This window comes from Streptomyces sp. NPDC046759 (assembly GCF_040645475.1).
Classification (GTDB): domain Bacteria; phylum Actinomycetota; class Actinomycetes; order Streptomycetales; family Streptomycetaceae; genus Streptomyces.
In genome coordinates, this window is the sequence record NZ_JBEYYJ010000030.1 from 45,677 (window position 1) to 71,109 (window position 25,433).

Consider the following 25,433-nt stretch of genomic DNA (forward strand, 5'->3'; position numbering starts at 1 on the left):
GTCCGAACCATTGTCAGGGGTAACGAGGGGCTCTACGCTCACACGGTCCTACTCATGAACGACGTTCACATACTGGTTCAGTCTGTTCAACTCTGTGATCGGTGGCAGATCGGAGTGCTCGATGAGTGGAAGATCACTTGCGGCCGTGCTGCTGGCCGCGGTGGTGACGTTCGGGGCCACGCTCGTCCCGTCCGCGCATGCCGGGCCGAAGGCCCTGAGTGGCCCGTCCGCGCATGCCGCGCCCAACGCGCCGAAGACCGCCGTCCTCGACGGCGACCGCCTCCGGCGGACCCGCGCCGGTCTCGGTCACGATCCCCGGCTCCGGCGTGCCCTCGATGATCTGACCGCCCGCGCCGACACGTGGCTGGGCCAGGGCCCCTGGACGGTCGTCGACAAGCCGAGACCTGCGCCCGGCGGCGATGTCCACGAGTACCTGAGCCAGGCGCCCTACTGGTGGCCCACCACGACCCCCACCGCCGACAACCCCTGGGGCTGCCCGTACGTCCAGCGCGACGGACAGCGCAACCCGGAGGTGGACAGCGGCACCGACCGGCAGGATGCCGAGAAGGTCTTCGACTCCACGTACGACCTCTCGCTCGCCTGGTACTACACGGGCGAGCGCGCCTACGCCGTCAAGGCCGGGCAGATCCTGCGCACCTGGTTCCTCGATCCCGCCACCCGGATGAACCCCGATCTGGCGCACGCCCAGTTCATCCCGTGCAAGTACGACGGCCGGGCCATCGGCATCATCGACTTCTCCCAGTCGTACACCAGCGTCCTCGACGCCCAGGCCATCCTCGCCACCGGCGCCCCCGGCTGGAGCGCCGGGGACCGCACCGCGATGGGCAGGTGGAACACGGACTTCCTGACCTGGCTGCAGAACAGCGACTTCGGCAAGGAGGAGGGCGCGGCCGCCAACAACCACGGCACCTTCTACGACATGCAGCTCGCCGCCCTCGCCTACGCCACCGGCGACACCGCCCTGGCCCGGCGGACCGTGCTCGACGCGCGCGCCAAGCGGGTCGCGCCGCAGATCGCGGCCGACGGCAGCCAGCCCCAGGAGCTCGCCCGGACCCGCAGCTGGCACTACTCCGCCTTCGACCTGGTCGCCTACACCCGGCTCGCGGCCATCGGCCGGCACGTGGGTGTGGACCTGTGGTCGTACCGGGGCCCGCAGGGGCAGAGCCTGTTCAAGGCGGTCGACTATCTGCTGCCGGCCGCGACCGGTGCGGCGGCCTGGTCGCACCCGGAGCTGGAGTTCCACCGGTACGCGGCCACCGACGTCGTGCACGCGGCGGCGGACGCCGGGGACGTGGCGGCCCGGGCGGCCGTGGCGAAGCTGGAGGCGCCGCCCGGTGGTGACCTGTGGGCGCTGCGCCCAGCCGCCGAGCAGCTCGACTCCATCGCGGGCTGACAGGAGCCGGCCGGGGCTTCTGAGCGGTCGCTTAGTATGGATCGTCGACAACAGCGATGTTCCACCACAGTGATCGTTCAGGAGTCCCTCCCGTGACCGCCGAAGCCCCGATCGCGCCCGCCGTGTCCTACGGCCGGCTGATCCCCGTCACCGTGCACTTCGACGACCTCGACGCGCTCGGTCTCCTGCACAACGCCCGCTACCCGCTGATGGTCGAGCGCGCCTGGACCGAGCTGTGGAACGAGCACGGCGTCCGCTTCGACGGCGACTGGCACGCCGCAGGCGACGCCTGCAACGCCGTCCGGGAACTGCGCATCGGCTACGAGGCACCGGTCACCCGCCCCGGCACCTACGCCGTCCATCTCTGGCTGGAGCGGCTCGGCACCACCGGCCTGACCTACGGCTTCCGGTTCTGCTCGGCGGACGGGGCGCAGACCTACGCCCGGGGCGCCCGGGTGCTCGTCCGGCTCGACGCCACGACGCTGCGGCCCACGCCCTGGACCGACGCCTTCAGGGCCGTGGGCCGGGAACTGCTGCGGCCTGCCGGCTGACCTCGGCCCGGCCGCCGCGCTCGGCGGTGCGCAGCACCCCCGCACACACCGCGAGCCCGCATGCCAGCGCCGTCACCACGCCGAACGACACCACGAGGCTGGTCGCCTGGGCCACCCCGCCGATCAGGCTCGGCGCGATCAGTCCCGAGGTGTAGGTGATCGTCGCCACCCCGGCGATCGCCTGACTCGGATTGGGCCCGGCGTGCCCGGCCGCCGCGAAGCACAGTGGTACGACGACCGCGATCCCGAGTCCCATCAGCGCGAACCCGCCCATCGCCAGCGCCGGATGCCCGGCGACCACGATCAGCAGGCCGCCCAGGACGGCCAGGACGCCGCCGGCCCGGACGGTGCGGACCGCGCCGAAACGGTTCACCACCGCGTCCCCGGCGATCCGGGCGACGGCCATCGTCAGCATGAAGCCGGTCGTGCAGGCCGCCGCCACCCCGGCCGAGCTGTCCAGCCGGTCCCGCAGGAACACCGCCGACCAGTCCAGGCTCGCGCCCTCGGCGAACACCGCGCAGAAGCCGACCGTGCCGATCAGCAGCGCCGAGCGCGGCGGCAACGCGAACCGCGGCGGCGGCTCCTCGTCCTCGGTGGGCTGCAGGTCCAGCACCCAGGTGCAGGCCACCATCCCGGCTACGGTGAGCACGGCCGCGGTGAGCGCGAAGTGCAGCCGGGCGTCCGAGCCGAGGTGCGCGGCGAGGGTGCCGGCCGCCGAACCGGTCAGGGCACCCGCGCTCCACATGCCGTGCAGCCCCGACATGATCGACTTGTCCAGCAGCCGCTCGACCTCGACACCGAGCGCGTTCATCGCCACGTCGGCCATGCCCGCGCTCGCGCCGTAGGTGAACATCGCCAGGCACAGGGTGTACAGGTTCGGCGCGAGGGACGGCAGGACCAGGCAGAGGGTCCACAGGGCGAGCAGTCCGCGCAGGGCCGTACGGCTGCCGAAGCGGTGGCTGATCCGGCCCGCCAGCGGCATCGCGCAGGAGGCGCCGAACGCCGTGAAGGCCAGCGCGAATCCCAGCCGGCCGGAGCCGAGCGACGCGTGGTCCTGGATCCACGGCACCCGCGTGGCGAAGGAGCCGGTCACGGCGCCGTGCACGGCGAACACGGCCGCCACGGCATACCGGGCGCGCCGCGCCTCCTCCCGCGCCTGGCTCACGTCACTCATGTTCCCGCCCCTCCCCAGGAGTTCTCCGGGACACGCCTCCGGTAGGGCCGTAAACTATCAGGGTCCCTGCCTGATAGATAGTGGCCCCGCGGCCGCCGTCGGCGTCCCCCGGCGCGTCGATCTGGGAGGATTCCCGTCATGCCCGCATCTCCCAGCACCGCCCGGGCCATCAACGACCGTCTGGCCCTGGGCCTGTTGCAGCGGGAAGGCCCGCTGACGGCAGGGCAGTTGAAGCAGCTGACCGGTCTGTCCCGGCCTACGGTCGCCGACCTCGTGGAACGGCTCACCGCCGCCGGTCTGATCACGGTGGTCGGCGAGTCCGGCGAACAGCGCCGGGGCCCCAACGCCCGCCTCTACGGCATCGACGCCGAACGGGCCCATCTGGCCGCGCTCGACGTCCGTACCGGGGGTGTCTTCGTGCTGGTCTCCGACCTGGTCGGACGGGTGCTCGCGGAGACCTCCGTGCCGATCGGCGGGGACACCGGGACCGGGCCCGCCGTGGAGCAGGCGGTGGCCGCCGTCGAGCGGGCCGCCAAGGAGGCCGGTGCCGAACGGCTGCACACCGTCGGCATCGGCGCCCCGGGCCTCATCGACCCGGCCACCGGTGACCTCCGGGACTCCGGAGGCCTGCCCGCCTGGCACCGGAGCCTGGCCGCCGCCCTGCAGGAACGGCTGCCCGGGGCCCGGGTCACCGTGGAGAACGAGACCAACCTCGCTGCCCTGGCGGAACAGCGCGAGGGCGCCGCGCGGGACCGGGACACCTTCGTCCTGCTCTGGCTGGGCCATGGCGTCGGCGCGGCGGTCGTCCTGGACGGCAGGCTCCGGCGCGGCGCCTCGGGCGGCACGGGCGAGATCGGCTTCCTGCCGGTTCCGGGCACCGGCTCACTGCCCTCGGCGCGGGACTGCGACGGGGGCTTCCACTCCCTGGCCGGGGCGCAGGCGATCGGCACCCTGGCTGCGGAGTACGGCCTGCCGGTACCGGCAGCCATGGACGGACCGGGCGCGGCGGTGGTGATGCGGGAGGCCGTGGCGGAGACGGGGGAGGAGCGCGCTGGGCGTGCGGCTCCGACGGGTGACGAACGGCCCGCCGACCGCTTCCTCCACGCCGTCGCCGACCGGATCGCCGTCGGCGCCGCTTCGGTGGTGGCCGTTCTCGACCCCGGCTGTGTGGTGCTCGGCGGGGAGGCGGGGCAAGCCGGCGGCGCGGTGCTCGCGGGGCTGGTACAGGAGCGGCTGCGCCGTATGTCACCGCTGGTCACGGAGGTGCGGGCGAGCACCCTCGGTGGTACGGCGGTGCTGCGCGGCGCGCTGCTGACCGCCCGGGACCGTGCCCAGGACGACCTCTTCGCGCCACCGGACCGCACCTGACCACCCGCCGGCCGGCGAACTGAGCCCGCGCCCCAGCGGCCGACGCGGCCACGAACCGGCCCCAACGGCCCCACCGGCAGCCCCGATGCCCTGGACTCGCCGTACCTGCCCGGCCCGTGCCCTGCGGAACGGGACCGGCCCATACGCCGCCGGGGGACTCGCCCGGGGGTGCACGGTGTCCGACCGTGCGGTGCGGCTGTCGGGCGCCCTGGGGTTCCCCGCCAGGGGCCCCTGCGCACCGGAGCCCGGCGCGCGGGGTTTTTCCGGCTGGGGTCCTGCGCGCCGGGGGTTTTCCGGCCGGCGTGCCGCGCACCGGAGCAGACGCGGCCCGCTTCTGCCGTGCGCCCGAGGTCGATTCTGCCGTGCAGCCGTCCGGCGCCCGCGGCCTCTTCCGGTCGGCGTCCCGCCCACCGGAAGCGCGCCCGCCGCCGCTCCCTGAACGGCCGGGCCCGTCCGCCCGTCTCTGCCCGCTGAACGGCCAGGATCACCAGCCCGTCTCTGCCCGCTGAACGGCCGGCCGAGCTCATCCGGGCGGTCCCCGCGCTCCCTTCCGTCAGCCGCCGAAGCGTTGCGTCAGATACTCCTCGAACGTCGTCTTCCCGACCGCCCGTTCCGGCGTGAGGAGCCCCCCTTCACGGCAGGCGCGGTAGGTGCGGCCGAACAGCGGCACCTGTGCGACCGTCCGGCGCCGTCCCGTCGCGCGGAGGTAGGCACGGGCCAGCGAGTCGAGGGACCGCACCTCGGGGCCGCCCATGTCCGCGACCCGCCCGGCCGGAGCGGCGAGCGCCAGACCGGCCAGACGGTCCGCGACCTCGGTCACCTCCACCGGCTGGTCCGGGACCCCGGCCGGGACCAGCAGGACGGGCGACTTGGCCAGCCCGCCCAGGACCGAGACGAGCAGATCGTGGAACTGGGTCGTGCGCAGGACGGTCCAGCCGAGCCCCGACGCCTCGATCCGCCGCTCCACGGCCAGCTTGGTCCTGTAGTAGCCGAGCGGCACCCGGTCGGTGCCGACGATGGAGATGTAGACCAGATGGCCCACTCCGGCGCGCCGGGCCGCCGCGAGAAGGTGGTCGGCGGCCTGCTCGTCCCCGCCGCGCGGACTGCTCGCGCAGTGCACCACGGTCTCCACACCGGCGAGCGCGGCGTCGAGCCCGCTGCCGCCGGCGCGCAGATCGACGGCGTACGGCCGGGTGTGCCGGCTGAGCACCCGCACCTCGTGCCCGTCCGCCCGCAGGCGCGCCGTCACCCATCGGCCGAGCGTGCCGGTTCCGCCGGTCACCAGGATCGTGGTCATGCTGTTGCCGTCCCTCCGGACTGGGGGTGCCCCCGGTCGGAGCAGCCCTTCACCCGCTGAGACCCCCCGACCCCCGCCGAACGTGACATGCCCCGGCAGGCTTCTGGCGGCCCGGCGGCGGGCAAGGGCCGTCGTCACCGCCACCGGACCCGCCCGCACCCTAAAAGGACTAGACCAGTGTGGTCAATGGGTCCGGACCAAGGTCAATGCGCACTGGGGGACCGGCAGTTGGGCCCGTCGAGTGCGGGGCGCAGGGCGGGCGACACATACTGTGAGGGACCCCACACGGTGCACCTGTCTGGACGGCCGTCCGGCGTGGCACACTGGCCTCGTACCAGAAGCAGCGCACTCCGGGGTCGGTGAAAGTCCGAACCGGCGGTTACAGTCCGCGACCCGGTCGCTTCCAGCGGCCGGTTGACCAGGTGAAATTCCTGGACCGACGGTTAAAGTCCGGATGGGAGGCAGTGCGCGGCGGGCGGGCACGTAGATCCGTGCGCGTCGCCGTATCTGGGGCGCGTCCGTACGCGGACGGCCCTCTTTCGGCGTCGCCCCGGTGTGTCCACCCGTACATTCTGTCGTCATCGACAGGCCCCGGAGTCCGTGCCCGAAGAGGCAGGAGGACCCGGGAAGTGTTCACCGGAATCGTCGAAGAGCTGGGTGAGGTCACCGCCGTCGAGAACCTCGGCGACGCCTCGCGTTTCCGGCTCCGCGGCCCCGTCGTGACCGAGGGCGCGCAGCACGGCGACTCCATCGCCGTGAACGGAGTCTGTCTCACCGTCGTGGAGCACGAGGGCGACGAGTTCACCGCCGACGTCATGGCGGAGACCCTGAACCGCTCCAGCCTCGGCGCGCTCACCGTCGGCTCCCGGGTCAACCTCGAACGCCCCACCGCCGTGGGCGCGCGCCTCGGCGGACACATCGTGCAGGGTCATGTCGACGGCACCGGCGAGGTCCTGGAGCGCAAGCCCTCCGACAACTGGGAGATCGTGAAGATCTCGCTCCCGGCCGAACTCTCCCGCTACGTCGTCGAGAAGGGCTCCATCACCGTCGACGGCATCAGCCTCACGGTCGTGGACGCCGGCCCCGACCACTTCACCATCAGCCTCATCCCGACCACCCTCGCCCTGACCACCCTCGGCGTGAAGCAGCCGGGCGACCCGGTCAACCTCGAGGTCGACGTCATCGCCAAGTACGTCGAGCGGCTCCTCGGCGACCGCGCGCAGGGAGCCGACCGGTGAACTGGATGAACTCCGAGGCCTTCACCCTCTTCGGCCAGCGCATCATATGGTCGGACATGATCGGCAACATCCTCGGTCTGATCACCCTCGCACTCGGCTGGCGCCGCTCCCTGTGGACCTGGCCCGTGCAGTTCCTCTCCGGCCTCGTCCTCTTCGCCGCCTTCTACGGCCATCTGACCGGCAGCGCCGGCAAGCAGACCGTCGTCATGGCCGTCGCGCTCTACGGCTGGTGGCAGTGGCAGTGGCAGCGCGATCGCGGCCGGTCCGCGGACGGCCACATCGCCCCCCGGTTCGCCAGCTGGCGCGAGCGCGCGGCGATGCTCGGCGCGGCCGCCGCCGGCACCGTCGCGGTGGCCCTGCTCTTCACGGCCTACCCGTCGCTGTCCTGGGACCCCTGGCCCGACGCCTACATCTTCGTCGGCACCGTCGTGGCCATGTACGCCCAGGCCAAGGGCATGGTCGAGTTCTGGATCGCCTGGCTGCTCGTCGACCTCGTCGGCGTCCCCCTCAACTTCGCCAACGGCTACGCCTTCTCCGGTTTCGTCTACGTCATCTACGGCGCGCTCGTCCTGTGGGGCATGCGCGACTGGTGGCTGCGCTCCCGCAGGAGCTCGCAGCCCGTCCTGGAAGGAGCCCCGGCATGACCTCGGCACCGCCCCTGTACGACACGGACGCCATCGAGAACTTCGGGCTCGACCCGGTGGAACAGGCCATCGCCGACATCGCGGCCGGCCGGCCGGTCGTGGTCGTCGACGACGAGGACCGGGAGAACGAGGGCGACCTCGTCATCGCCGCCGAGAAGGCCACCCCCGAGATCGTCGCCTTCATGATGAGCGAGTGCCGCGGCCTCATCTGCGCCCCCATGGAGGGCGAGGAACTGGACCGGCTGCGACTGCCGCAGATGGTCCAGGACAACACCGAGTCGATGAAGACCGCGTTCACCGTCTCGGTCGACGCCTCCGCCGCGCACGGAGTGAGCACCGGCATCTCCGCCGCCGACCGCGCCACCACCCTCCAGCTGCTGGCGAGCGGCACGGCCGAACCGACGGACCTCGTCCGCCCCGGCCATGTCTTCCCGCTGCGAGCCAGGCCCGGCGGCGTGCTCGTGCGCAACGGCCACACCGAGGCCGCTGTCGACCTCGCCCGGCTCGCGGGCCTGCGTCCGGCCGGCGCCATCGTGGAGATCGCCGGCGAGGACGGCCGTATGCTCCGCCTGCCCGAGCTCATCCCGTTCGCCCGCAAGCACGGTCTGACGATCATCTCCATCGAGGACCTGATCGCCTACCGCCGCGACAGCGAGCCGACCGTCCGCCGCGAGGCCGAGACCCGCCTGCCCACCAAGCACGGCACCTTCACCGCCTACGGCTACCGCTCCACCGTCGACGGCGTCGAGCACGTCGCCCTCGTGCACGGCGACCTCGGTGACGGCGAGGACGTCCTGGTCCGCGTGCACTCCGAATGCCTCACCGGCGACGTCTTCGGCTCGCTGCGCTGCGACTGCGGCCCCCAGCTGGACGCCTCCCTGCAGCGCATCCAGCAGGAGGGCCGGGGCGTGGTGGTCTACCTGCGCGGCCACGAGGGGCGCGGCATCGGTCTGCTGTCCAAGCTCCGGGCCTACGAGCTCCAGGAGCGCGGCCGCGACACCCTGGACGCCAACCTCGAACTCGGTCTGCCCGCCGACGCCCGCGACTACGGCGTCGGGGCCCGCATACTCGCCGACCTCGGGGTGCACGGCGTCCGGCTGATGACCAACAACCCCGACAAGACGGACGCGTTGCTGCGCCACGGACTGAGGGTCACCGGCCGCGAGCCGATGCCGGTCCAGGCGGGCGAGCACAACCTCCACTACCTGCGCACCAAGCGGGACCGGATGGGGCACGACCTGCCCTGGCTGGACGCACCGGCCGTGCCCGGCTCGGCGGCCGCGTCCGCGACAGCCTCCGCAGCAGCCTCAGCGGCCACCTGCGGCAACCAGTAAGAAGCACGACGGCAAGGCACTTAGGAGACACGTGAGCGGCAAGGGTGCACCGGAACTGTCGGTACGCAACGCGGGCGACCTCAGGGTCGCCGTCATCGCGGCGCAGTGGCACGAGAAGGTGATGGACGGTCTGGTGGACGGCGCCCTGCGCGCCCTGCACGAGCTGGGGATCGACGAGCCGACCCTGATCCGGGTCCCCGGCAGCTTCGAACTCCCGGTCGCCGCCAAGGTGCTGGCCGGGCGCGGCTACGACGCCGTGGTCGCCCTCGGCGTCGTCATCCGCGGCGGTACGCCCCACTTCGACTACGTGTGCCAGGGCGTCACCCAGGGCCTCACCCAGGTCAGCATCGAGACCGGCGTGCCCGTCGGCTTCGGCGTACTCACCTGCGACACCGAGGAGCAGGCCCTGGACCGGGCCGGCCTGGAGGGCTCGAACGAGGACAAGGGACACGAGGCGGTGACCGCGGCGGTCGCCACCGCCGCCACACTCCGCTCAGTATCCGAACCCTGGCACTGAGGCACCGGCCGGAGCGCGTAGGGTAAGGACCACCATGTCCAAGAAGACGTTCGAGGAGCTCTTCACCGAGCTCCAGCACAAGGCCGCCCACGGCGATCCCGCCACCTCCCGCACCGCAGAGCTGGTCAGCAAGGGTGTCCATGCCATCGGCAAGAAGGTCGTCGAAGAGGCCGCCGAGGTCTGGATGGCCGCCGAGTACGAGGGCAAGGAGGCGGCCGCCGAGGAGATCTCCCAGCTGCTGTACCACGTCCAGGTGATGATGGTCGCCCGCGGTATCTCCCTGGACGACGTCTACGCCCACCTGTGAACCGCCCGCCGCACAAGCCGTAGAGCCGTAGTAAACCCCTTCACGCAAAGGAAGCCGACCTCATGCTGCGCATCGCCGTCCCCAACAAGGGTTCACTGTCCGGCCCTGCGGCGGAGATGCTGCATGAGGCCGGCTACCAGCAGCGCCGCGAGTCCAAGGAACTGCGGATCGTCGACCCGGAGAACGAGGTCGAGTTCTTCTACCTCCGCCCCCGCGACATCGCGATCTACGTCGCCTCCGGCCGCCTCGACATGGGCATCACCGGCCGCGACCTGCTGATCGACTCCGGCGCCGAAGCCGAGGAGATCCTGCCGCTCGGCTTCGCCCGCTCCACCTTCCGCTTCGCCGCCAAGCCGGGCACCGCGAGCGGCATCCAGGACCTGAAGGGCAAGACGGTCGCCACCTCCTACGAGGGCATCGTCGCCGGGCACCTCGCGGACAGCGGTGTCGACGCCTGCGTCGTGCACCTCGACGGCGCCGTGGAGACGGCGATCCAGCTGGGTGTCGCGGAGGTCATCGCCGACGTCGTGGAGACCGGCACCAGCCTGCGCAACGCGGGCCTGGAGGTCTTCGGCGAGCCGATCATGAAGTCCGAGGCCATCGTCATCCGCCGCACCGGCACCGACGGAGAGGAGCCGAAGGTCCAGCAGTTCCTGCGCCGCCTCCAGGGCGTCCTGGTCGCCCGGACCTACGTGATGATGGACTACGACTGCCGCGTCGAGCAGCTGGAGAAGGCCGTCGCGCTCACCCCCGGCCTGGAGTCCCCGACCGTCTCCCCGCTGCACAACGAGGGCTGGGTCGCCGTCCGCGCCATGGTCCCCGCCAAGGAGGCGCAGCGGATCATGGACGACCTCTACGCCATCGGCGCCCGTGCCATCCTGACCACGGCCATCCACGCCTGCCGCCTGTAAGAGGTGCGCACCGAGATGGCCGACACCCCCACCACCCTTCCGTCCCTTCCCGTCACCTTCCGGCCGGGCCACACCCGGGCGATCCTGCTCACCGCCGGTGTCCTGATCTTCCTGACCATCTCCGGGGTCGCGATGCTGCTGGAGCAGCTGGGCCCGGGGGAGCGGGCCAGCTTCGTCGTCACCGGGGCGCTGATCTTCTGGGTGCTGGCCCAGCTGGCCCGGATCAAGGTCGTAGCCGACGAGGCCGGTGTCACCGTGGTCAACATCGCCAGCAAGCGGCGCCTGGACTGGGCGGAGATCGTCCAGGTGAACCTCCGTCCGGGCGATCCCTGGGTCTTCCTCAACCTAAGCGACGGCACCAGCCTGCCCGCGCTCGGCATCCAGCCGGGACTGGCCAAGCGGCGCGCCATCGCCGACGCGCAGGCCCTGCGGGCCCTCGCCGAGGCCCGGGCGACGGCCCACCCGGAGGAAGATCAGGGCTGACTCGGGGCTCCCACCCTGCCCGAGTGGCCCGTGTCTTGATTAATCTGGTGGCGGAGGTGCGTTCGCTGCGCCTCCGCCCCTGGGGCGCCACCCGGTGCACAGGGGTTCCTGCTACCCGAGGAGTGACTCCCTCCAGCGATGGACGGATCGTCCTGTAGTACCTGCGCCGCCCCGACCCGACATACCGGGAAGGCGGTGGCAGCGTGACCGTCTCCCTGCTGCTCCTCGGAGCGGCTTTCCTGTTGATCCTCGCCAACGGCTTCTTCGTGGCGGCCGAGTTCGGCCTGGTGACCGTCGAGTCCACGGACGCCGAAAAGGCCGCGGCCGAGGGCGACCGCCGGGCCCGCAGGGTCGCCGAGTCCCTGAAGGAACTGTCCTTCCAGCTCTCCGGCACCCAGCTCGGCATCACCATCACCTCCCTGGTCGTCGGCATGCTCGCCGAACCGGCCCTGGCCCGGCTGCTGCACGCCCCGTTCGCCGCCGTCGGCATACCCCGGGGAGCCGTCTCCGGTGTCGCGGTGGTCGTCGGCATGCTGCTGGCCTCCGCGGTCCAGATGGTGATCGGCGAGCTCGTACCCAAGAACTGGGCGGTGTCCAAGCCGCTGCCGGTGGCCCGGTTCGTGGCCGGCCCGCAGCACCACTTCTCCCGCCTGTTCCGCCCGGTGATCTCCGCGCTGAACACGGTCGCCAACCGGCTGGTGAGAGCCCTCGGCGTGGAACCCGCCGAGGAACTGGCCTCCGCCCGCACCCCGGGCGAGCTCGTCTCCCTGGCCCGGCACTCCGCCCAGGCAGGCGCCCTGGAACAGGACACGGCCGACCTGTTCGTGCGCACCCTGTCCCTGGGCGAGCTGACCGCACAGCACGTCATGACCCCCCGCGTGAAGGTCAGCGCCCTCCAGGACACGGCCACCGCCGAGGACGTCGTCAACCTCACCCGGGCCACCGGTCTGTCCCGCTTCCCCGTCTACCGGGAGAAGATCGACGAGATCGTCGGCATGGCCCATCTGAAGGACGCCCTCGCCGTGCCGGTGCACGACCGGCTGCGCACCCCGGTCGCCCGCATCGCCCGCAAGGCCCTCCTGGTCCCCGAGACGCTGCCGGTCCAGCCCCTGCTCGCCCGGCTGCGCAGTGAGCAGCCCATCGCCGTCGTCGTCGACGAGTACGGCGGCACGGCGGGCGTGGTCACCCTGGAGGACATCGTTGAGGAACTCGTCGGCGAGGTCCGCGACGAGCACGACGCCACGGACGTGCCCGAGCTGGCACCCGCCCCGCCGGAGGACGGCAGGCCCGCCTGGGACGCCGACGGCAGCTGCCGCGTCGACATCCTGCAGCGCATAGGCCTCGACGTCCCCGAGGGGCCGTACGAGACGGTCGCCGGACTCGTCGCCGACCTGCTCGGCCGCATCCCGGCCCCCGGCGACCGGGCCGAGCTGCCCGGCTGGCGGCTCTCGGTCCGCCAGGTCGGCCACTACCGCGCCGAGCAGGTCCGCCTGGTCCGGACGGCCCCGGCGATGAATGCCATGGAGGCCGTCCGATGAGCGTCCTCCAGCTGGTCTTCGCCGCGCTGCTCGTGCTCACCAACGGCTTCTTCGTCGGCGCCGAGTTCGCGCTCGTCTCCGTGCGCCGCAGCCAGATCGAACCGCTCGGCACCGCCCGGGCCCGCCAGGTGCTGTACGGCCTGGAGCGGCTGCCGCAGATGATGGCCGCGGCCCAGTTCGGCATCACGGTCTGTTCCCTGACCCTGGGGGCCGTGGCCGAGCCGACGGTGGCGCACCTGCTGGAGCCGGTGTTCGCCGCGCTCCACCTCCCGGACGGCATGGTGCACCCGCTGGGTTATGTCATCGCCCTCGCCGCGGTGGTCTTCTTCCACCTGGTCATCGGCGAGATGGTGCCGAAGAACCTCGCGATGGCGGCACCCGAGAAGGCGGCGCTGTGGCTCAGCCCGGGGCTGGTGTACTTCGCCCGCCTCTGCAAGCCGATCACCGTGGCCCTCGGCGCCTGCGCCCAGGGCATCCTGCGGGTCTTCCGGGTCGAGCCCAAGGACGAGGTCGAGGCCGTCGTCACCAGCGAGCAGCTCAACCGCCTGCTGGAGGACTCCGGCCAGGCGGGCCTGCTCGACCCCGAGGAGCGGGAACGGCTGGAGGACGCCCTGGAGCTGGGCTCCCGCCCGGTCACGGACGTCCTGCTGCGCAGGGAGTCCCTGGTCACGGTGACGCCGGCGGTCACCCCGGGCGAGATCGTCGCGCTGACGGCCCGCACCGGTTACTCCCGCTTCCCGGTCGCCGCGACGGACAAGGGCACCTTCATGGGGTACGTCCACGTCAAGGACGTCCTGGACCTGGAGGACTCCGAGCGGGCCGTGCCGCAACACGTCTGGCGCCCCATGGCCACGCTCCGGGCCGAGCTGCCGCTCGACGACGCGCTGACGGTCATGCGGCGCGCGGCCACGCATCTGGCCCAGGTCGCCGATCCCTCCGGCAAGGTGCTGGGTCTGGTGGCTCTGGAGGATGTCCTGGAGCTGCTGGTGGGTGAGGTACGGGATCCGGCGCACCGGGCGCTCCCGGACGTGCGGCTGGCGGAGCCGAGGGTGAGCGGGGAGCCGGAGGAAGCACTCGCCTGAGTGTTCGGTGCGGCGGGGCTGTGCGACTGCCGCCCGGTGGAGAGCCGGTGCGGCGGTGCCGCGTGCCGGGCACAGCCCCGCGCCCCTTCGGGGCGCTCCTACATGCCCGGCGGATCGTGCGGTCCCCGCCCCGACAGGACCTCGCCGTAGGCCTGCATCAGGTCGGGCAGCCGCAGCGTGGCCAGGTCCTCCCGTGACAGCGTCCCGGCGTACGTCGACAGGCGAAGGTCCCGGTACGCGCAGCTCTTCTCGTACAGCGTCCGCAGGAACCGCCCGTTGCCCAGCTCGTCGATCCATCCCTGATCGACCACGTGCCCGGCGATCGAGCGCAGTTCCTCCAGCGCCTCCTCGTCCCACGCGTCCCCGTTCTCCGTGGCCAGCACCTTCCCGATCTCGGTGAGTTCCTGCGGCCGGTAGGAGGGGAAGTCGACGCGGGTCGTGAAACGGGAGGACAGGCCGGGGTTCGCGGCCAGCAGCCGGTCCATGCCCTCCGGATAGCCGGCGAGGATCACCACGAGGTGGTCCCGATTGTCCTCGGCCCGCTTCAGCAGCACCTGCAGGGCCTCGTCGCCGTACGCGTCCCCCTTGCCGTACCCGGTGTTGGACAGCGAGTACGCCTCGTCCACGAACAGCACCCCGCCGATCGCGGAGTCGATGAGCTCGTTGGCCTTCACGGCCGTCTGCCCCAGGTACTCGCCGACCAGATCGGCCCGCTGGGCCTCCACCAGGTGGTCCCCGCCGAGCAGGCCGAGGGCGTAGAAGACCCGGCCGAGGATCCGGGCCACCGTGGTCTTGCCGGTCCCGGACGGCCCCGAGAAGACGAAGTGCCGTTTCGGCGGCTGCACCGGCAGCCCCTGCCCGGCCCGCAGCCGGGCCATGTTCAGCTGCGCGGACAACGCCTTGACCTGGCGCTTCACCGGTTCCAGACCCACCATGCGCTCGAGCTCGGCGAGCGCCTCCTCAAGTAGTCCCGGATCGGTCGGGCCGGCCGGGATCGGCGAGGAGGGCACCCCGGTCTTCACCCGCACCGCCGGATCGGTCACCGACGGCAGGGGCCCCGTCGGCAGATCCGGCTCCGGCAGCCGCAGATCGCGGCTCTCGGTGCCGAAGAGCGGATCGAAGCCGTCCGGGCCGTCCACGCTGTCCTGCCCTGCGCCCGTCAGGGTGATCGCGGCGAGGTCGGCGGTGTCGTCGTAGCCGTCGCCCTCGGCGATCGCCGCGAGCCGTGCCGAGGTGTCCATGAAGGCCGGGTCGACCCGGTGCACGGCCCGGTACAGGGGGAGTGCCGCCGCCGAGCGGCCCGTGCCCTCGTGTGCCCTCGCCAGCCAGTAGCGCAGCTCCTTGCGCTGCGGCTGCTCACTGCGGCAGCGCATCAGCGCCGCCGAGAGCAGCGGCTCGGCCTGGCCGTACATCTCCAGCCGGACCCGGGCCATGCCGCCGAACAGGCCGGCCTCGATGCCGAGCATGGGATCGTCCAGCAGCGGGTCGGTGTGCCGGACCAGTTGCTCCCAGTCCTTCACCAGATAGGCACGGCAGGCGTGCAGAAAGCGCACCTGCGGATCGGTGTCGACCGGGGGCAGTCCGGCCAGAGCCCGGTCCAGCTCGGGCACGTGCCGGCCGTCCAGCCAGTGCGAGGCGTGTGCCAGCAGCAGATCACGCGGACTCTCCAGCACGGGCTGCACCCACCAGCCGAGCCAGTACCAGGAGTTGAGCGTGCGGCGATGGCGGGCGCGCTGTTCGCCGAAGCGGTCGCGGTGCCGGAACATCCTGAGCAGCGCGGTCGTCGTGTCCACCCGGAGCGCGTGCAGCCCGAGCCAGCCGTCCGCCATCCCCGGGTCCATCCGCACCGCGGCGCGGAACTCCTCCTCCGCCTGCGGGTAGGCGCCCATCGTGTAGGCGTCCACCCCTCGCAGCCAGGCGAGGTCGGCCGGGGCCTCGGGGCCCTGCGTGCCGAAGTCCATCCCGTCCCCCCACAGACCGTGCCCCCGTGGTTCACCACCGGGCACGTCGCCCGACGGCCGCCGCGGTCGAACCGCCGTGCCGCGGACCGGAGTTACAGGTGCGCGAGGCAGCCTCGAAGGTCGCACCGAGGGCATCGTACCCGCGTGGCGACCGCGTGCCGAAGGGTGCCGCACGGGCCGTTTGACGAGGTGGGAGCAGACGGGGCGCACACGACTCGGTGACCCAGGGTGAGCGGATCGGTGCGCGGGGCGCCCGGGAAAGGGGCGCGCGGGCAGAACGAAGCCCCCGATCACGGGGGAACAACCGGGGGCTTCGCGTCTGTGGGCGGCTCCGATGGCCGCTCATTGAGAACGTAAGACCTGTACGGCCCTTGGGTCAAGCGCAGTTGGGGCACTAGGGAAAGTTCGCCCGCAAGGCTGTTCATGACTTCACCGCAATGCGGACGGCCTGTCACTCTCGGTCACGACTTGGTCCGGTCCAGGCGTTGCCCCGGGGCCCGGCAGTATCTCGTACCCCTGCTGTGTCTGCAGCACCAGAAGATCGGCATGGGGGCGCGAAGGGTCCCCGGCGAAGTGCGCGCGCTCCGCCTCGGTCCAGCCGTTCCAGAACTCCCGCTGCTCCGCCCCGTCCCGCAGCCGGCCGCGCGTCCAGGACTCCTCCCGTGGCACCTCCATCCACAGCAGGAGGGCCAGATGCGGCCGCAGTGCCCGGCGTCCGGCGCCGACTCCCTCGACGAGGACCACCGGCGCGGCCGGCAGCGGGCGTGACGCGCCGAACGCGCGGGCGCGCCAGTCGTAGGGGGCGTAGGACGCCTCCCTGCCGTGGGCGAGCGGCTGGATCACCTGGGTCGTCAGCCGGCCGGTCCACGCGAAGAGCTCCTCGTGGCAGGCGATGTCGTCGAGGTGCAGCACCGGGGCCCCGCCGAGCGCGGCGGCCAAGTGCCCGGTGAAGGTGGACTTCCCCGAGCCGGCGTGTCCGTCCACGCCGATCAGCCGGACCGGCCCGAGGGACGGTGGAAGCCCGCGCAGTCGGGCGGCGAGGTCGTGAATGGTGGTTCCCGGGGGTGGATCGGTGTGGGTGGTTTTCCGGAAAACAGTGTAGTAGCGGCCCATAGTGGCCGTGACGCCGAGGGGGCGGGACGGAAAGACGTCGTGGATTGAACCACCGGCTGGCGGCCAGTCAATGCCACGGATAAACATTCGCGAATCCCGTGACCGATATGTCGAATTAGGCGTTCCGGGTGCGCCCGCGGCTGAGTAGGGTGCCTCCAGCGCAACCGCTGTGCACTACGGGGACTGGCAGGGGGACATGGCCGCGGAGTTATTCGAAGGGCACTATGTATGGCATCCGGCGGCCGACGACCGTGTCCTGGCGAGCGTGTGCGTCGATGTGCGCGCCGGACGTTATCGATACGCGGACGAAGCCCTCGCCGAGACGCGTTCCGACTTCGCCCTGCGCGCCCATCGCTCGCTGGTCCTGGCCTCCGAGGCGGCAGGTACCGATCTGGTCGAACGCTGGCTCGCCGAGGAGCCGACACCCGAGGCCGCGCTGATGTGGGCCCGGGTAGCGGCGCAGCGCGCGCTCAGGGCCGCCGACGCGCGCGACGAACGCGCCGAGGCGCTGGAGCGCATCGCGCTGACCGCCTGCGACCGGGCCGCCGCCATGGCCCCCGAGGACCCCACGCCCTGGGTCGCCAAGCTCGCCATGGCCCGGCTGCACCGGCCCTGTGACCCGGCCCCGCGAGGACTGCTCACCGCCCCGCCCGGCCCCTGGCGGCTGTTCGGGCACATCCTGTCGCTGGACGCCTGGCATCGCGAGGGCTACCACCGCTTCCTGTCGTTCTTCTTCACGCGGTACGGCGGTTCCGTCAACGCCGCCTGGGACGTGGCCGCCTTCCTCAGCCAGCGGGCGCCCGCCGGCTCTGCCCTCCGGCTGCTGCCCCTGGTGGCCCTGGTGGAGAGCTACAACCCCACGCAGCTGCTCGCCGAGCGCGTCTGGGAGCAACCGCAGTGGCGCTCCACCGCGCTCGCCATCTACCACAACTGGCTGCCCACGGTGGCCGGTTGCCGCTTCACCCCGGTGCTCGACCTCGCCTACCTCGGGCACGCGCTGGTCATGGCCCAGCGCGAGTTCGAGGCCCGGGCGGTGCTCACGGCGATGGGCCCGTACGCCTCGCGCATGCCCTGGAGCGCCTTCGGCGACCCCGCCGAACAGCTCACCCGGGCCCGGCGCGCCTGCGGCTTGCCCGTCCCGCGCCCCGGCTGATTCCGGCTCGCCCCTCCACCCCCACCTCCCCATCGAGAGAAAGGCCGATCTGTGTCGGAACGGACATCGACGCCCGGGGCGCAAGCCCGTGCGGGCGGGGACCCGGTCGTGCTCGACGACGACGCCACCCTGCACGCGATGGGTTACCCGCGGAAACTCACCCGGCGTTTCCAGGCGTTCGACAATTTCGCGATCTCCTTCACCATCATCAATATCCTCTCGGGTATTTTCTCGTCCTTCGGATTCGGAATGAATGCGGGTGGCCCCAGCATTCTCGTGTTCGGCTGGATCGGTGTGTGCGTCATGGTGCTGCTCATCGGCGCATCCATGGCGGAAGTCGCCTCGGCCTTTCCGACGAGCGGCGCCCTGTATTTCTCCGCCGGTAAACTCGCGAAGCGGCACAAGGGTGCCTGGTCCTGGTTCACGGGCTGGCTGAACTTCGTCGGCCAGATCGGCGGCACCGCCGCCACCGGCTATGCGGCCGCCACCTTCATCCAGGCCTTCCTGCACCTTCAGTGGCCCTCGTACGAGCCCACGACGCACCAGACGGTCCTGATCACGGCCGTGATCATCGTGGTGCAGGGCCTCGCCAACACCTACACCGTGCAGCTCGTCGCCGTGCTGAACCGCATTTCCGTGTGGTGGCTGCTGATCGGACTCGTCGTGATCGTGGCCGCACTCATAGTCATGCCCGATCACCATCAGCCGGTGTCCTTCGTGACGCATTTCGAGAACAACACCGGCTTCACGAGCGGGCTTTACGGCGGCATGCTCGGCCTGCTGGTCACCAGCTGGACGTTCACCGGGTTCGACGGCAGCTTCCACATGTCCGAGGAAACGGTCCACGCGACGGTCAACGCACCCAGGGGGATCACCCGGGCCATCGGCTATTCGGCGATCACCGGCCTGATCCTGATGCTGGCACTGGTCTACAGCATTGGCGACTACGCGAAGGAGGCCGGTTCGGACGCGCCGCCCGTGCAGATCCTCATCGACGGCCTCGGCCTCGGCGCCGCCAAGGTCATGCTCCTGATCGTCATCGGCGCGATGCTCTTCTGCGGTCTGGCCAATCTCACCAGCAACACCCGGCAGATCTTCGCCTTCTCCCGGGACGGTGCCATGCCCGGCTCCCGCTGGTGGCACTCGGTCTCGCCGCGCACCCGCACGCCCGTGAAGGCGGTGTGGCTCGCAGTGGTCTGCTCGGTGGCCCTGGTGGTGCCCGGCTGGTGGTCGCACACCGCGTTCACCGCCATCGTCAGCGTCAACGTGGTCGGTCTCTTCCTCGCCTACGCTGTGCCGATCTTCCTACGGCTGCGGCTGGGTGACGAGTTCCGGCCGGGGCCCTGGCACCTGGGCCGCTGGGGCCGGCCGATCGGCTGGCTCGCGGTGGTCTGGATCGTCCTCAGCAGCGTCCTTTTCATGCTGCCGCAGGCCTCGCCGATCACGGTCGACTCCTTCAACTACGCCCCGATCGCGCTCGCCGCCGTCCTGGTGGTGGCGACGGTGTGGTGGTTCGCCACCGCCCGCCGTCGTTTCCAGGGCCCCGTCAGCTATGGGCGCCCCGACGAGGTCGCGGCGATGGACCTGGTCTGAGCAGGTCCGGCGCGGGCGGCCGCGCGCCGTCCCGGAACGCCGCCGCGTGGGTGCCGGCCGGGCCCACGCGGCGGTGCCGCACATCGGGACGGCCCCGCGCGCTCAGGGGCGCCGCCCCCTGTCCTCCTTCCAGTGGCCGAGACCAATGTTCTCGGCGTGCCGTGCGCGGAAGTGCTGGCAGGGGCATGCCGCCTGCTCCATAGTGGGCGCACAGCCGTGCACCGGAACAGCCCCGTCCCGCACTCCTGGGGGGTACCCGCGCCCATGAGCAGAGCCCAGCAGCCGTCCCGCAGAAGCGTCCTCGCCGTCGCCGTCGCCACGGCGGTGGCCGGAGCCACGGCCCCCGCTGCTGCCGCCGCGCAGCGGCCCGCCGGCGCCGCAGACGACCCCGGCCGGGCGCAGGCCCGTCCGATCGACTACCACGCCTGGACCACGTACCGCGCATGGCGGCGCGGCGCGGCCCAGGGCGTCCGGGCCGCCAGCGGCGCCCGGCCCGGCGTCGTCATCGGCGTCCCCGCCGGCCGCACCGACTACACCGACCCGCACACCGGGACGACCGCCACCTGGGAGTACGCCACCTGGACCTCGCCGGTCCACCGGCTCACCGTCCCCGCCACCGAGGTCGTCGCCTCCTGGAACGCGCACACCCCCCACGGCACCTGGATCCAGGTGGAGCTGCAGGGCACGTACTCCGACGGCAGCGAGACCCCGTCGTACGTGATGGGCCGCTGGGCCGCCGGCGACCAGGACATCAAACGGACCTCCGTGGACGGCCAGGCCGACGGCAGGAGCGCCGTCTGGACCGACACGTTCGCCATCGACGACGCGAGCACGGGCCTGCGCCTTGCGTCGTACCGGCTGCGCCTCACCCTCTACCGCAGGCCCGGCACCCACCTGACGCCCACCGTGTGGCGGCTCGGCGCCATGGGGTCCGACGTCCCCGACCGCTTCACCGTCCCCGCCTCCACCCCCGGCCTCGCCCGGGAACTGGCCGTCCCGCGCTACTCGCAGGAGATCCACAAGGGCCAGTACCCGCAGTACGACAACGGCGGCGAGGCCTGGTGCAGCCCCACCTCCTCGCAGATGATCATCGAGTACTGGGGCGGCAGGCTCACCCCCGAGCAGCTGTCCTGGGTCGACCCCTCGTACGCCGATCCGCAGGTGGACAACGCCGCTCGCGCCACCTACGACTACCAGTACGAGGGCTGCGGCAACTGGCCCTTCAACGCGGCCTACGCGGCCACCTTCGCCGGCGTCCAGGGCGTGATCACCCGGCTCGCCTCGCTGACCGACCTGGAGACACTGATCGCGGCCGGCATCCCGGCCATAACGTCCCAGTCGTTCCTGAAGACCGAGCTGACCGGAGCCGGCTACGGCACCGCGGGCCATCTGATGACGGTGATCGGGTTCACCGCGGACGGCGACGTCATCGCGAACGACCCGGCCTCGCCGGACGACGAGGCGGTGCGACGGGTCTACCTGCGCCGGGAGTTCGAGAACATCTGGCTCAGGACCAAGCGGTACAACGCCTCCGGCAAGGTCGTCTCCGGCACCGGGGGAGTGTGTTACCTGTACTTCCCGGCCCACCCCACTCCGGCCCAGCGCAAGGCGCTCGCGGCGGTGGGTGTGCGCTGACCCTGTGAGCAAGCTCATCGCCGCACAAGGCGCCGCGGGTGGCAGGGTGGACGAACGGGCGGAGACCCCCTCCCCTGGATCCGATGCGTACGTCCGACCTCTGCGAGCAACGCCATGACCGCACACCCGGCCACCGCCACCCGCGCCCGCACCGGCGGCCCTGGTGAAGACGGCCCGAAGGTCCTCGAGCACGTCATGGGCTGGGTCCTCGTGGTGGTCGTCGCGATGCTCGTGACCCGGCTCGGCCTGCTCTGAATCGACCCGCTCACGCGTGCGGCATGTTCTGACATACTGCGGAGGTCCCGCCGACCGCCTGGAACAGGGTCGAAATTGACTATGCCGCATCAGCGTGCTGCCGTCCGTCCCCGGATGCGCGGTACCGAGCGCTCGGTCGCGCGTCGCGCCGAACTCATCGCCATCGGGCGGCGGTTGTTCGCCGACACGTCCTACGACGCGCTGTCCATGGACGACATCGCCCGCCAGGCGCATGTCGCCAAGGGGCTGATCTACTACTACTTCCAGTCCAAGCGCGGCTACTACCTGGCGATCATCCAGGACTCCGTCGCCGATCTGGTCACCTCTGCCGCCGGCGGCCTGGAGCAGCCCGCCGTGGAGCGCGTCCACCGCACCATCGACGGCTATCTGCGCTACGCCGAGCACCACCAGGCCGCCTACCGCACCATCGTCAGCGGCGGCGTCGGCTTCGACACCGAGGTGCACGCCATCCGCGACGGCGTGCGCGAGGCGATCATCGCCACGATCGCCGAAGGGGCCTACGGCCGCAGCGACATCGCCCCGCTGGCCCGGATGGGCCTGCTCTCCTGGGTCTGCAGCGTCGAGGGCGCGACCCTCGACTGGATCGACCGGCCCGAGCTGTCCCGCGACACCATGCGCGCGCTCCTGGTGAAGACGCTCGGCGGAGCGCTGCGCGCCGTGGAGGAGCTGGACCCGGCCTACCCGGCGCCGCCACCGGCCCGCCGCGACACCTGACGCACCGGGGAGCGCAGGCTCGTGGTCCTCCGCTCCCGGGCCCCCGTGCCGGGGTTACTTGATGGCCTTGACCAGCTCACCGTTCGCGGTGTCGCCGCTCAGTTCCCAGAAGAAGGTGCCGCCGAGTCCCTGCTGGTTCTTGTAGGTCATCTTCGTGGCGACGGTCGCCGGGGTGTCGTAACTCCACCAGTCCTTCCCGCACTTGGCGTAGGCCGTGCCGCCCACGGTGCCGGTCGCGGGGCACTTGGTCTTGAGCACCTTGTAGTCGTCGATGCCCTGCTCGTACGTCCCCGCCGCCGGTCCGGTGGCCGTGCCGCCGGGCGCGGCCTGGGTGACGCCGGTCCAGCCGCGGCCGTAGAAGCCGATGCCGAGCAGCAGCTTGGACGCCGGGACGCCGAGGCCCTTGAGCTTGGCGATGGTCGCGGAGGTGTCGTAGCCCGCCTTCGGGATGCCCGGGTAGGAGGTGAGCGGGGAGTGCGGGGCGGTCGGGCCGCTGGCGTCCCACGCGCCGAAGTAGTCGTACGTCATCGGGTTGTACCAGTCGACGTACTGGGCCGCGCCCGCATAGTCCGCCGCGTCGATCTTGCCGCCGCTGGAGGCGTCCGCCGTGATCGCCGCCGTGACCAGGCTGCCGGAGCCGAACTTCTGCCGCAGCGAGGCCATGACCTTCCTGAACGCCTCCCGGCCGCTGGTGTCGCAGGTGTTGCCGCAGGCGTTCGGGTACTCCCAGTCGATGTCGATGCCGTCGAACAGCCCGGCCCACTTGGAGTTCTTCACCAGGTCGTAGCAGGACTGGGCGAACGCCGAGGGGTTCTTCGCGGCCTCGCCGAAGCCGCTGGACCAGGTCCAGCCGCCGAAGGACCACAGGACCTTCAGGCCCGGGTGCTTCTTCTTCAGCTTCAGCAGCTGGTTGAAGTTGCCGCGCAGCGGCTGGTCCCAGGTGTCGGCGACGCCGTCCACCGAGTCGGCGGCGGTGTACGCGCGGTCGGTGGCCGCGTAGGAGTCGCCCATGGCGCACTTTCCGCCGGTGACGTTGCCGAAGGCGTAGTTGATGTGGGTCAGCCTGGCGACCGAGCCCGAGGTCTCGATGTTCCTGACGTAGTACTTGCGGTCGTAGGTGCCCCATTCGGTGAAGTAGCCGACGACCTTCGAGCCGGCCTTGACCCGCGGTGCGGTCGGGGCCGCCGCGGTGGCGGTGCCCGTGCCGGCGAGCAGTCCGGCGCCGAGGGCGGCGGTACAGGCGGCCGAGACGAGCGCCCGGAACCGGGAGCGGTGGGGAGTGTGCATCGGGTGTCTCCTCGTGGGGGGAGGGGAACGCGCGCCGATTGGCATGAACGCGGTAAAGCGTTGGTCATGCACGGTAGGAGGACTAGACCACTGCGTCAATGGTTCGTACCAATTTCGGGACCGGGAAATCTTCCGGCTGGATTCTTGAAGTAAGCGGTCGTTAACTGGTGACGGGAGGTCGCTGATCGGGCATACTCACAGCGCAGAGCCGCTGGTCAGCCACTTCCGAGACCCGGGAGCGGGCACCTTCGGCCATCCGGAACGAACAGGCGGAGCCGCCCCCACCCGACGGGCCAGACCGCCGGTGCCCGAAAGAGGGAGGAGACCGACGCCATGCCCGACCGCGACCCGCAGCCGGTGGAGCGTCAGCTGCCGACGGAGGAGGCGCGGGATCTGCTCGCCCTCGTCCGCGACATCGCCCAGCGCGAGATCGCGCCCAGGGCGGCCGAGGAGGAGGACGCGGGGCGCTTCCCGCGCGAGGTCTTCACCCTGCTCTCCGAATCCGGCCTGCTCGGCCTGCCGTACGACTCCGAGTACGGCGGCGGCGACCAGCCCTACGAGGTCTACCTCCAGGTCCTGGAGGAGCTGGCCGCGGCCCGGCTCACCGTGGGCCTGGGCGTCAGCGTGCACACCCTCGCCTCCTACGCGCTCGCGACCTACGGCACCAAGCAGCAGCAGGTCGAGCACCTGCCCGCCATGCTCGGCGGCGGCCTGCTCGGCGCGTACTGCCTCTCCGAGCCGTCCTCCGGCTCCGACGCGGCCTCCCTGCGCACCAAGGCCGTCCGTGACGACGGGGGCACCTCCGGCGCGAGCGGAGCCGAGCGTGGGGGACAGTGGGTGATCAACGGCACCAAGGCCTGGATCACGCACGGCGGCATCGCCGACTTCTACACCGTGATGGCGCGCACCGGTGAGGAGGGCCCGCGCGGGATCACCGCCTTCCTGGTCCCCGGGGACGCGCCCGGCCTGAGCGGGGCGGTGCCCGAGAAGAAGATGGGCATGAAGGGCTCACCCACCGCCCAGGTCCACCTCGACGGCGTCCGGGTCGGCGACGACCGGCGGATCGGCGAGGAGGGCCAGGGCTTCTTCATCGCCCTGTCCGCCCTCGACTCCGGGCGGCTCGGCATCGCAGCCTGTGCGATCGGCCTGGCCCAGGCCGCGCTCGACGAGGCGGTCGCCTACGCCACCCAGCGCCGGCAGTTCGGGCGTCCGATAGCCGACTTCCAGGGCCTGCGCTTCATGATCGCCGACATGGCCACCCAGATCGAGGCCGGCCGCGCGCTCTACCTCGCGGCGGCCAGGCTGCGCGACGCCGGCAAGCCGTTCGCCAAGCAGGCCGCCATGGCCAAGCTGCACTGCACCGACACGGCCATGAAGGTCACCACGGACGCCGTGCAGATACTCGGCGGCTACGGCTACACCGCCGACTTCCCGGCCGAGCGCTACATGCGGGAGGCCAAGGTCCTGCAGATCGTCGAGGGCACCAACCAGATCCAGCGGATGGTCATCGCCCGTCACGTGGCGGGACCCGAAGGTCGCTGAACTGGCCCGTGCGGACCGTCGGGGCCGCCAGCCTGATCCACTCCGGGTCGTGGCGGCCCGGCAGGGTGCGGCCGCGGTCGGCCCACGTGCGCATGAGATCGCGGTAGATGGGCGGGTCCTGCGGCGCGGGCGGCGGCGGAACCGATTCTGCCGGGCGCGGGACGAATACACGGCGCTGACGCCCGGTGACCGAGTGCATGGGGGTCATGCCTGGGGAACGCGGCAGCGGCCGGACAGGTCACCGCCCGGCGGAATCGAGCGTCAGTTCAGCTCCGTCCCGTCCGCGATCTGGCCTCCTCAG

At 71.7% G+C, this 25,433-nt stretch carries 24 protein-coding genes and 1 riboswitch; of the genes, 18 read left to right on the forward strand and 6 right to left on the reverse strand.

Annotated features, from left to right (window positions below):
• The first annotated feature begins 121 nt into the window (after window positions 1–121).
• Window positions 122–1,414, forward strand: a complete 1,293-nt coding sequence (locus ABZ919_RS32535; RefSeq protein WP_361254809.1) for an alginate lyase family protein — start codon at window positions 122–124, stop codon at window positions 1,412–1,414.
• A 92-nt stretch (window positions 1,415–1,506) separates the two neighbouring features.
• On the forward strand, window positions 1,507–1,965 hold the full coding sequence (locus tag ABZ919_RS32540; protein ID WP_361254812.1) for a thioesterase family protein: 459 nt from the start codon (window positions 1,507–1,509) through the stop codon (window positions 1,963–1,965).
• Here the strand turns inward: ABZ919_RS32540 and ABZ919_RS32545 are convergent.
• Entirely contained in the window at window positions 1,925–3,139 is a 1,215-nt protein-coding gene (locus tag ABZ919_RS32545; RefSeq protein ID WP_361254815.1) for an MFS transporter, read from the reverse strand. The genes ABZ919_RS32540 and ABZ919_RS32545 overlap by 41 nt on opposite strands.
• A 138-nt stretch (window positions 3,140–3,277) precedes the next feature.
• Here ABZ919_RS32545 and ABZ919_RS32550 point away from each other — a divergent pair, with 138 nt between their 5' ends.
• On the forward strand, window positions 3,278–4,507 hold the full coding sequence (locus ABZ919_RS32550; protein ID WP_361254817.1) for an ROK family transcriptional regulator: 1,230 nt from the start codon (window positions 3,278–3,280) through the stop codon (window positions 4,505–4,507).
• A 553-nt stretch (window positions 4,508–5,060) separates the two neighbouring features.
• Here the strand turns inward: ABZ919_RS32550 and ABZ919_RS32555 are convergent.
• The gene (locus ABZ919_RS32555) at window positions 5,061–5,804 is read right to left on the reverse strand and encodes an NAD(P)H-binding protein (RefSeq protein WP_361254820.1); all 744 of its coding nucleotides are present in this window, start codon (window positions 5,802–5,804) and stop codon (window positions 5,061–5,063) included.
• A gap of 341 nt (window positions 5,805–6,145) precedes the next feature.
• Window positions 6,146–6,276: riboswitch (FMN riboswitch) on the forward strand.
• Window positions 6,277–6,433: 157 nt separating this feature from the next.
• Here ABZ919_RS32555 and ABZ919_RS32560 point away from each other — a divergent pair.
• From ABZ919_RS32560 to ABZ919_RS32600, 9 genes are all read left to right on the forward strand, one after another.
• Complete coding sequence (locus ABZ919_RS32560; RefSeq protein ID WP_361254822.1) at window positions 6,434–7,042, forward strand: riboflavin synthase; 609 nt, start codon at window positions 6,434–6,436, stop codon at window positions 7,040–7,042.
• Entirely contained in the window at window positions 7,039–7,686 is a 648-nt protein-coding gene (locus tag ABZ919_RS32565; protein WP_361254825.1) for a nicotinamide mononucleotide transporter family protein, read from the forward strand. Before ABZ919_RS32560 ends, ABZ919_RS32565 begins: the two co-directional genes overlap by 4 nt.
• On the forward strand, window positions 7,683–9,020 hold the full coding sequence (locus ABZ919_RS32570) for a bifunctional 3,4-dihydroxy-2-butanone-4-phosphate synthase/GTP cyclohydrolase II (protein WP_361254828.1): 1,338 nt from the start codon (window positions 7,683–7,685) through the stop codon (window positions 9,018–9,020). The genes ABZ919_RS32565 and ABZ919_RS32570 overlap by 4 nt, the downstream gene beginning before the upstream one ends.
• A gap of 31 nt (window positions 9,021–9,051) precedes the next feature.
• Window positions 9,052–9,537 carry a 6,7-dimethyl-8-ribityllumazine synthase gene (ribH, locus tag ABZ919_RS32575; protein ID WP_361254831.1) on the forward strand — a complete coding sequence of 162 codons (486 nt, stop codon included), beginning with the start codon at window positions 9,052–9,054 and terminating at the stop codon, window positions 9,535–9,537.
• Between the two features lie 34 nt (window positions 9,538–9,571).
• Window positions 9,572–9,844, forward strand: coding sequence for a phosphoribosyl-ATP diphosphatase (locus ABZ919_RS32580; protein WP_361254834.1), 273 nt, complete (start codon window positions 9,572–9,574; stop codon window positions 9,842–9,844).
• 62 nt (window positions 9,845–9,906) lie between these two features.
• Window positions 9,907–10,755, forward strand: coding sequence for an ATP phosphoribosyltransferase (hisG, locus tag ABZ919_RS32585; protein WP_361254836.1), 849 nt, complete (start codon window positions 9,907–9,909; stop codon window positions 10,753–10,755).
• A 15-nt stretch (window positions 10,756–10,770) separates the two neighbouring features.
• Window positions 10,771–11,238 (forward strand): PH domain-containing protein, encoded by a 468-nt coding sequence (locus ABZ919_RS32590; RefSeq protein ID WP_361254839.1) that lies wholly within the window; start codon window positions 10,771–10,773, stop codon window positions 11,236–11,238.
• 203 nt (window positions 11,239–11,441) lie between these two features.
• Complete coding sequence (locus ABZ919_RS32595) at window positions 11,442–12,776, forward strand: hemolysin family protein (protein WP_361254842.1); 1,335 nt, start codon at window positions 11,442–11,444, stop codon at window positions 12,774–12,776.
• Window positions 12,773–13,858 (forward strand): hemolysin family protein, encoded by a 1,086-nt coding sequence (locus ABZ919_RS32600; protein ID WP_361254844.1) that lies wholly within the window; start codon window positions 12,773–12,775, stop codon window positions 13,856–13,858. The genes ABZ919_RS32595 and ABZ919_RS32600 overlap by 4 nt, the downstream gene beginning before the upstream one ends.
• A gap of 98 nt (window positions 13,859–13,956) precedes the next feature.
• Here ABZ919_RS32600 and ABZ919_RS32605 read toward each other — a convergent pair whose 3' ends face one another.
• Both ABZ919_RS32605 and ABZ919_RS32610 read right to left on the reverse strand, forming a co-directional pair.
• The gene (locus tag ABZ919_RS32605; protein WP_361254847.1) at window positions 13,957–15,819 is read right to left on the reverse strand and encodes an AAA family ATPase; all 1,863 of its coding nucleotides are present in this window, start codon (window positions 15,817–15,819) and stop codon (window positions 13,957–13,959) included.
• A gap of 429 nt (window positions 15,820–16,248) precedes the next feature.
• Window positions 16,249–16,869 carry a hypothetical protein gene (locus ABZ919_RS32610; RefSeq protein WP_361254988.1) on the reverse strand — a complete coding sequence of 207 codons (621 nt, stop codon included), beginning with the start codon at window positions 16,867–16,869 and terminating at the stop codon, window positions 16,249–16,251.
• A gap of 259 nt (window positions 16,870–17,128) precedes the next feature.
• On the opposite strand from ABZ919_RS32610, the gene ABZ919_RS32615 reads away from it, so the two are divergent.
• The 5 genes from ABZ919_RS32615 (at window position 17,129) to ABZ919_RS32635 (ending at window position 22,303) form a co-directional block, all read left to right on the forward strand.
• Window positions 17,129–18,085, forward strand: a complete 957-nt coding sequence (locus tag ABZ919_RS32615) for a hypothetical protein (RefSeq protein ID WP_361254850.1) — start codon at window positions 17,129–17,131, stop codon at window positions 18,083–18,085.
• A 51-nt stretch (window positions 18,086–18,136) separates the two neighbouring features.
• On the forward strand, window positions 18,137–19,678 hold the full coding sequence (locus tag ABZ919_RS32620; RefSeq protein WP_361254852.1) for an amino acid permease: 1,542 nt from the start codon (window positions 18,137–18,139) through the stop codon (window positions 19,676–19,678).
• 264 nt (window positions 19,679–19,942) lie between these two features.
• The gene (locus ABZ919_RS32625; protein ID WP_361254855.1) at window positions 19,943–21,313 is read left to right on the forward strand and encodes a peptidase C39 family protein; all 1,371 of its coding nucleotides are present in this window, start codon (window positions 19,943–19,945) and stop codon (window positions 21,311–21,313) included.
• 114 nt (window positions 21,314–21,427) lie between these two features.
• A complete protein-coding gene (locus ABZ919_RS32630) occupies window positions 21,428–21,568 on the forward strand; it encodes an SCO1431 family membrane protein (protein ID WP_361254858.1) in 141 nt (46 codons plus the stop codon).
• An 81-nt stretch (window positions 21,569–21,649) separates the two neighbouring features.
• Window positions 21,650–22,303 carry a TetR/AcrR family transcriptional regulator gene (locus tag ABZ919_RS32635; RefSeq protein WP_361254861.1) on the forward strand — a complete coding sequence of 218 codons (654 nt, stop codon included), beginning with the start codon at window positions 21,650–21,652 and terminating at the stop codon, window positions 22,301–22,303.
• Window positions 22,304–22,357: 54 nt separating this feature from the next.
• Here ABZ919_RS32635 and ABZ919_RS32640 read toward each other — a convergent pair whose 3' ends face one another.
• Window positions 22,358–23,590, reverse strand: a complete 1,233-nt coding sequence (locus ABZ919_RS32640) for a glycoside hydrolase family 18 protein (protein WP_361254864.1) — start codon at window positions 23,588–23,590, stop codon at window positions 22,358–22,360.
• Window positions 23,591–23,923: 333 nt separating this feature from the next.
• Here ABZ919_RS32640 and ABZ919_RS32645 point away from each other — a divergent pair, with 333 nt between their 5' ends.
• A complete protein-coding gene (locus tag ABZ919_RS32645) occupies window positions 23,924–25,132 on the forward strand; it encodes an acyl-CoA dehydrogenase family protein (RefSeq protein WP_361254867.1) in 1,209 nt (402 codons plus the stop codon).
• On the opposite strand, the gene ABZ919_RS32650 is transcribed toward ABZ919_RS32645, so the two are convergent.
• Window positions 25,095–25,340, reverse strand: coding sequence for a hypothetical protein (locus tag ABZ919_RS32650; protein ID WP_361254870.1), 246 nt, complete (start codon window positions 25,338–25,340; stop codon window positions 25,095–25,097). The genes ABZ919_RS32645 and ABZ919_RS32650 overlap by 38 nt on opposite strands.
• Between the last annotated feature and the right edge of the window lie 93 nt (window positions 25,341–25,433).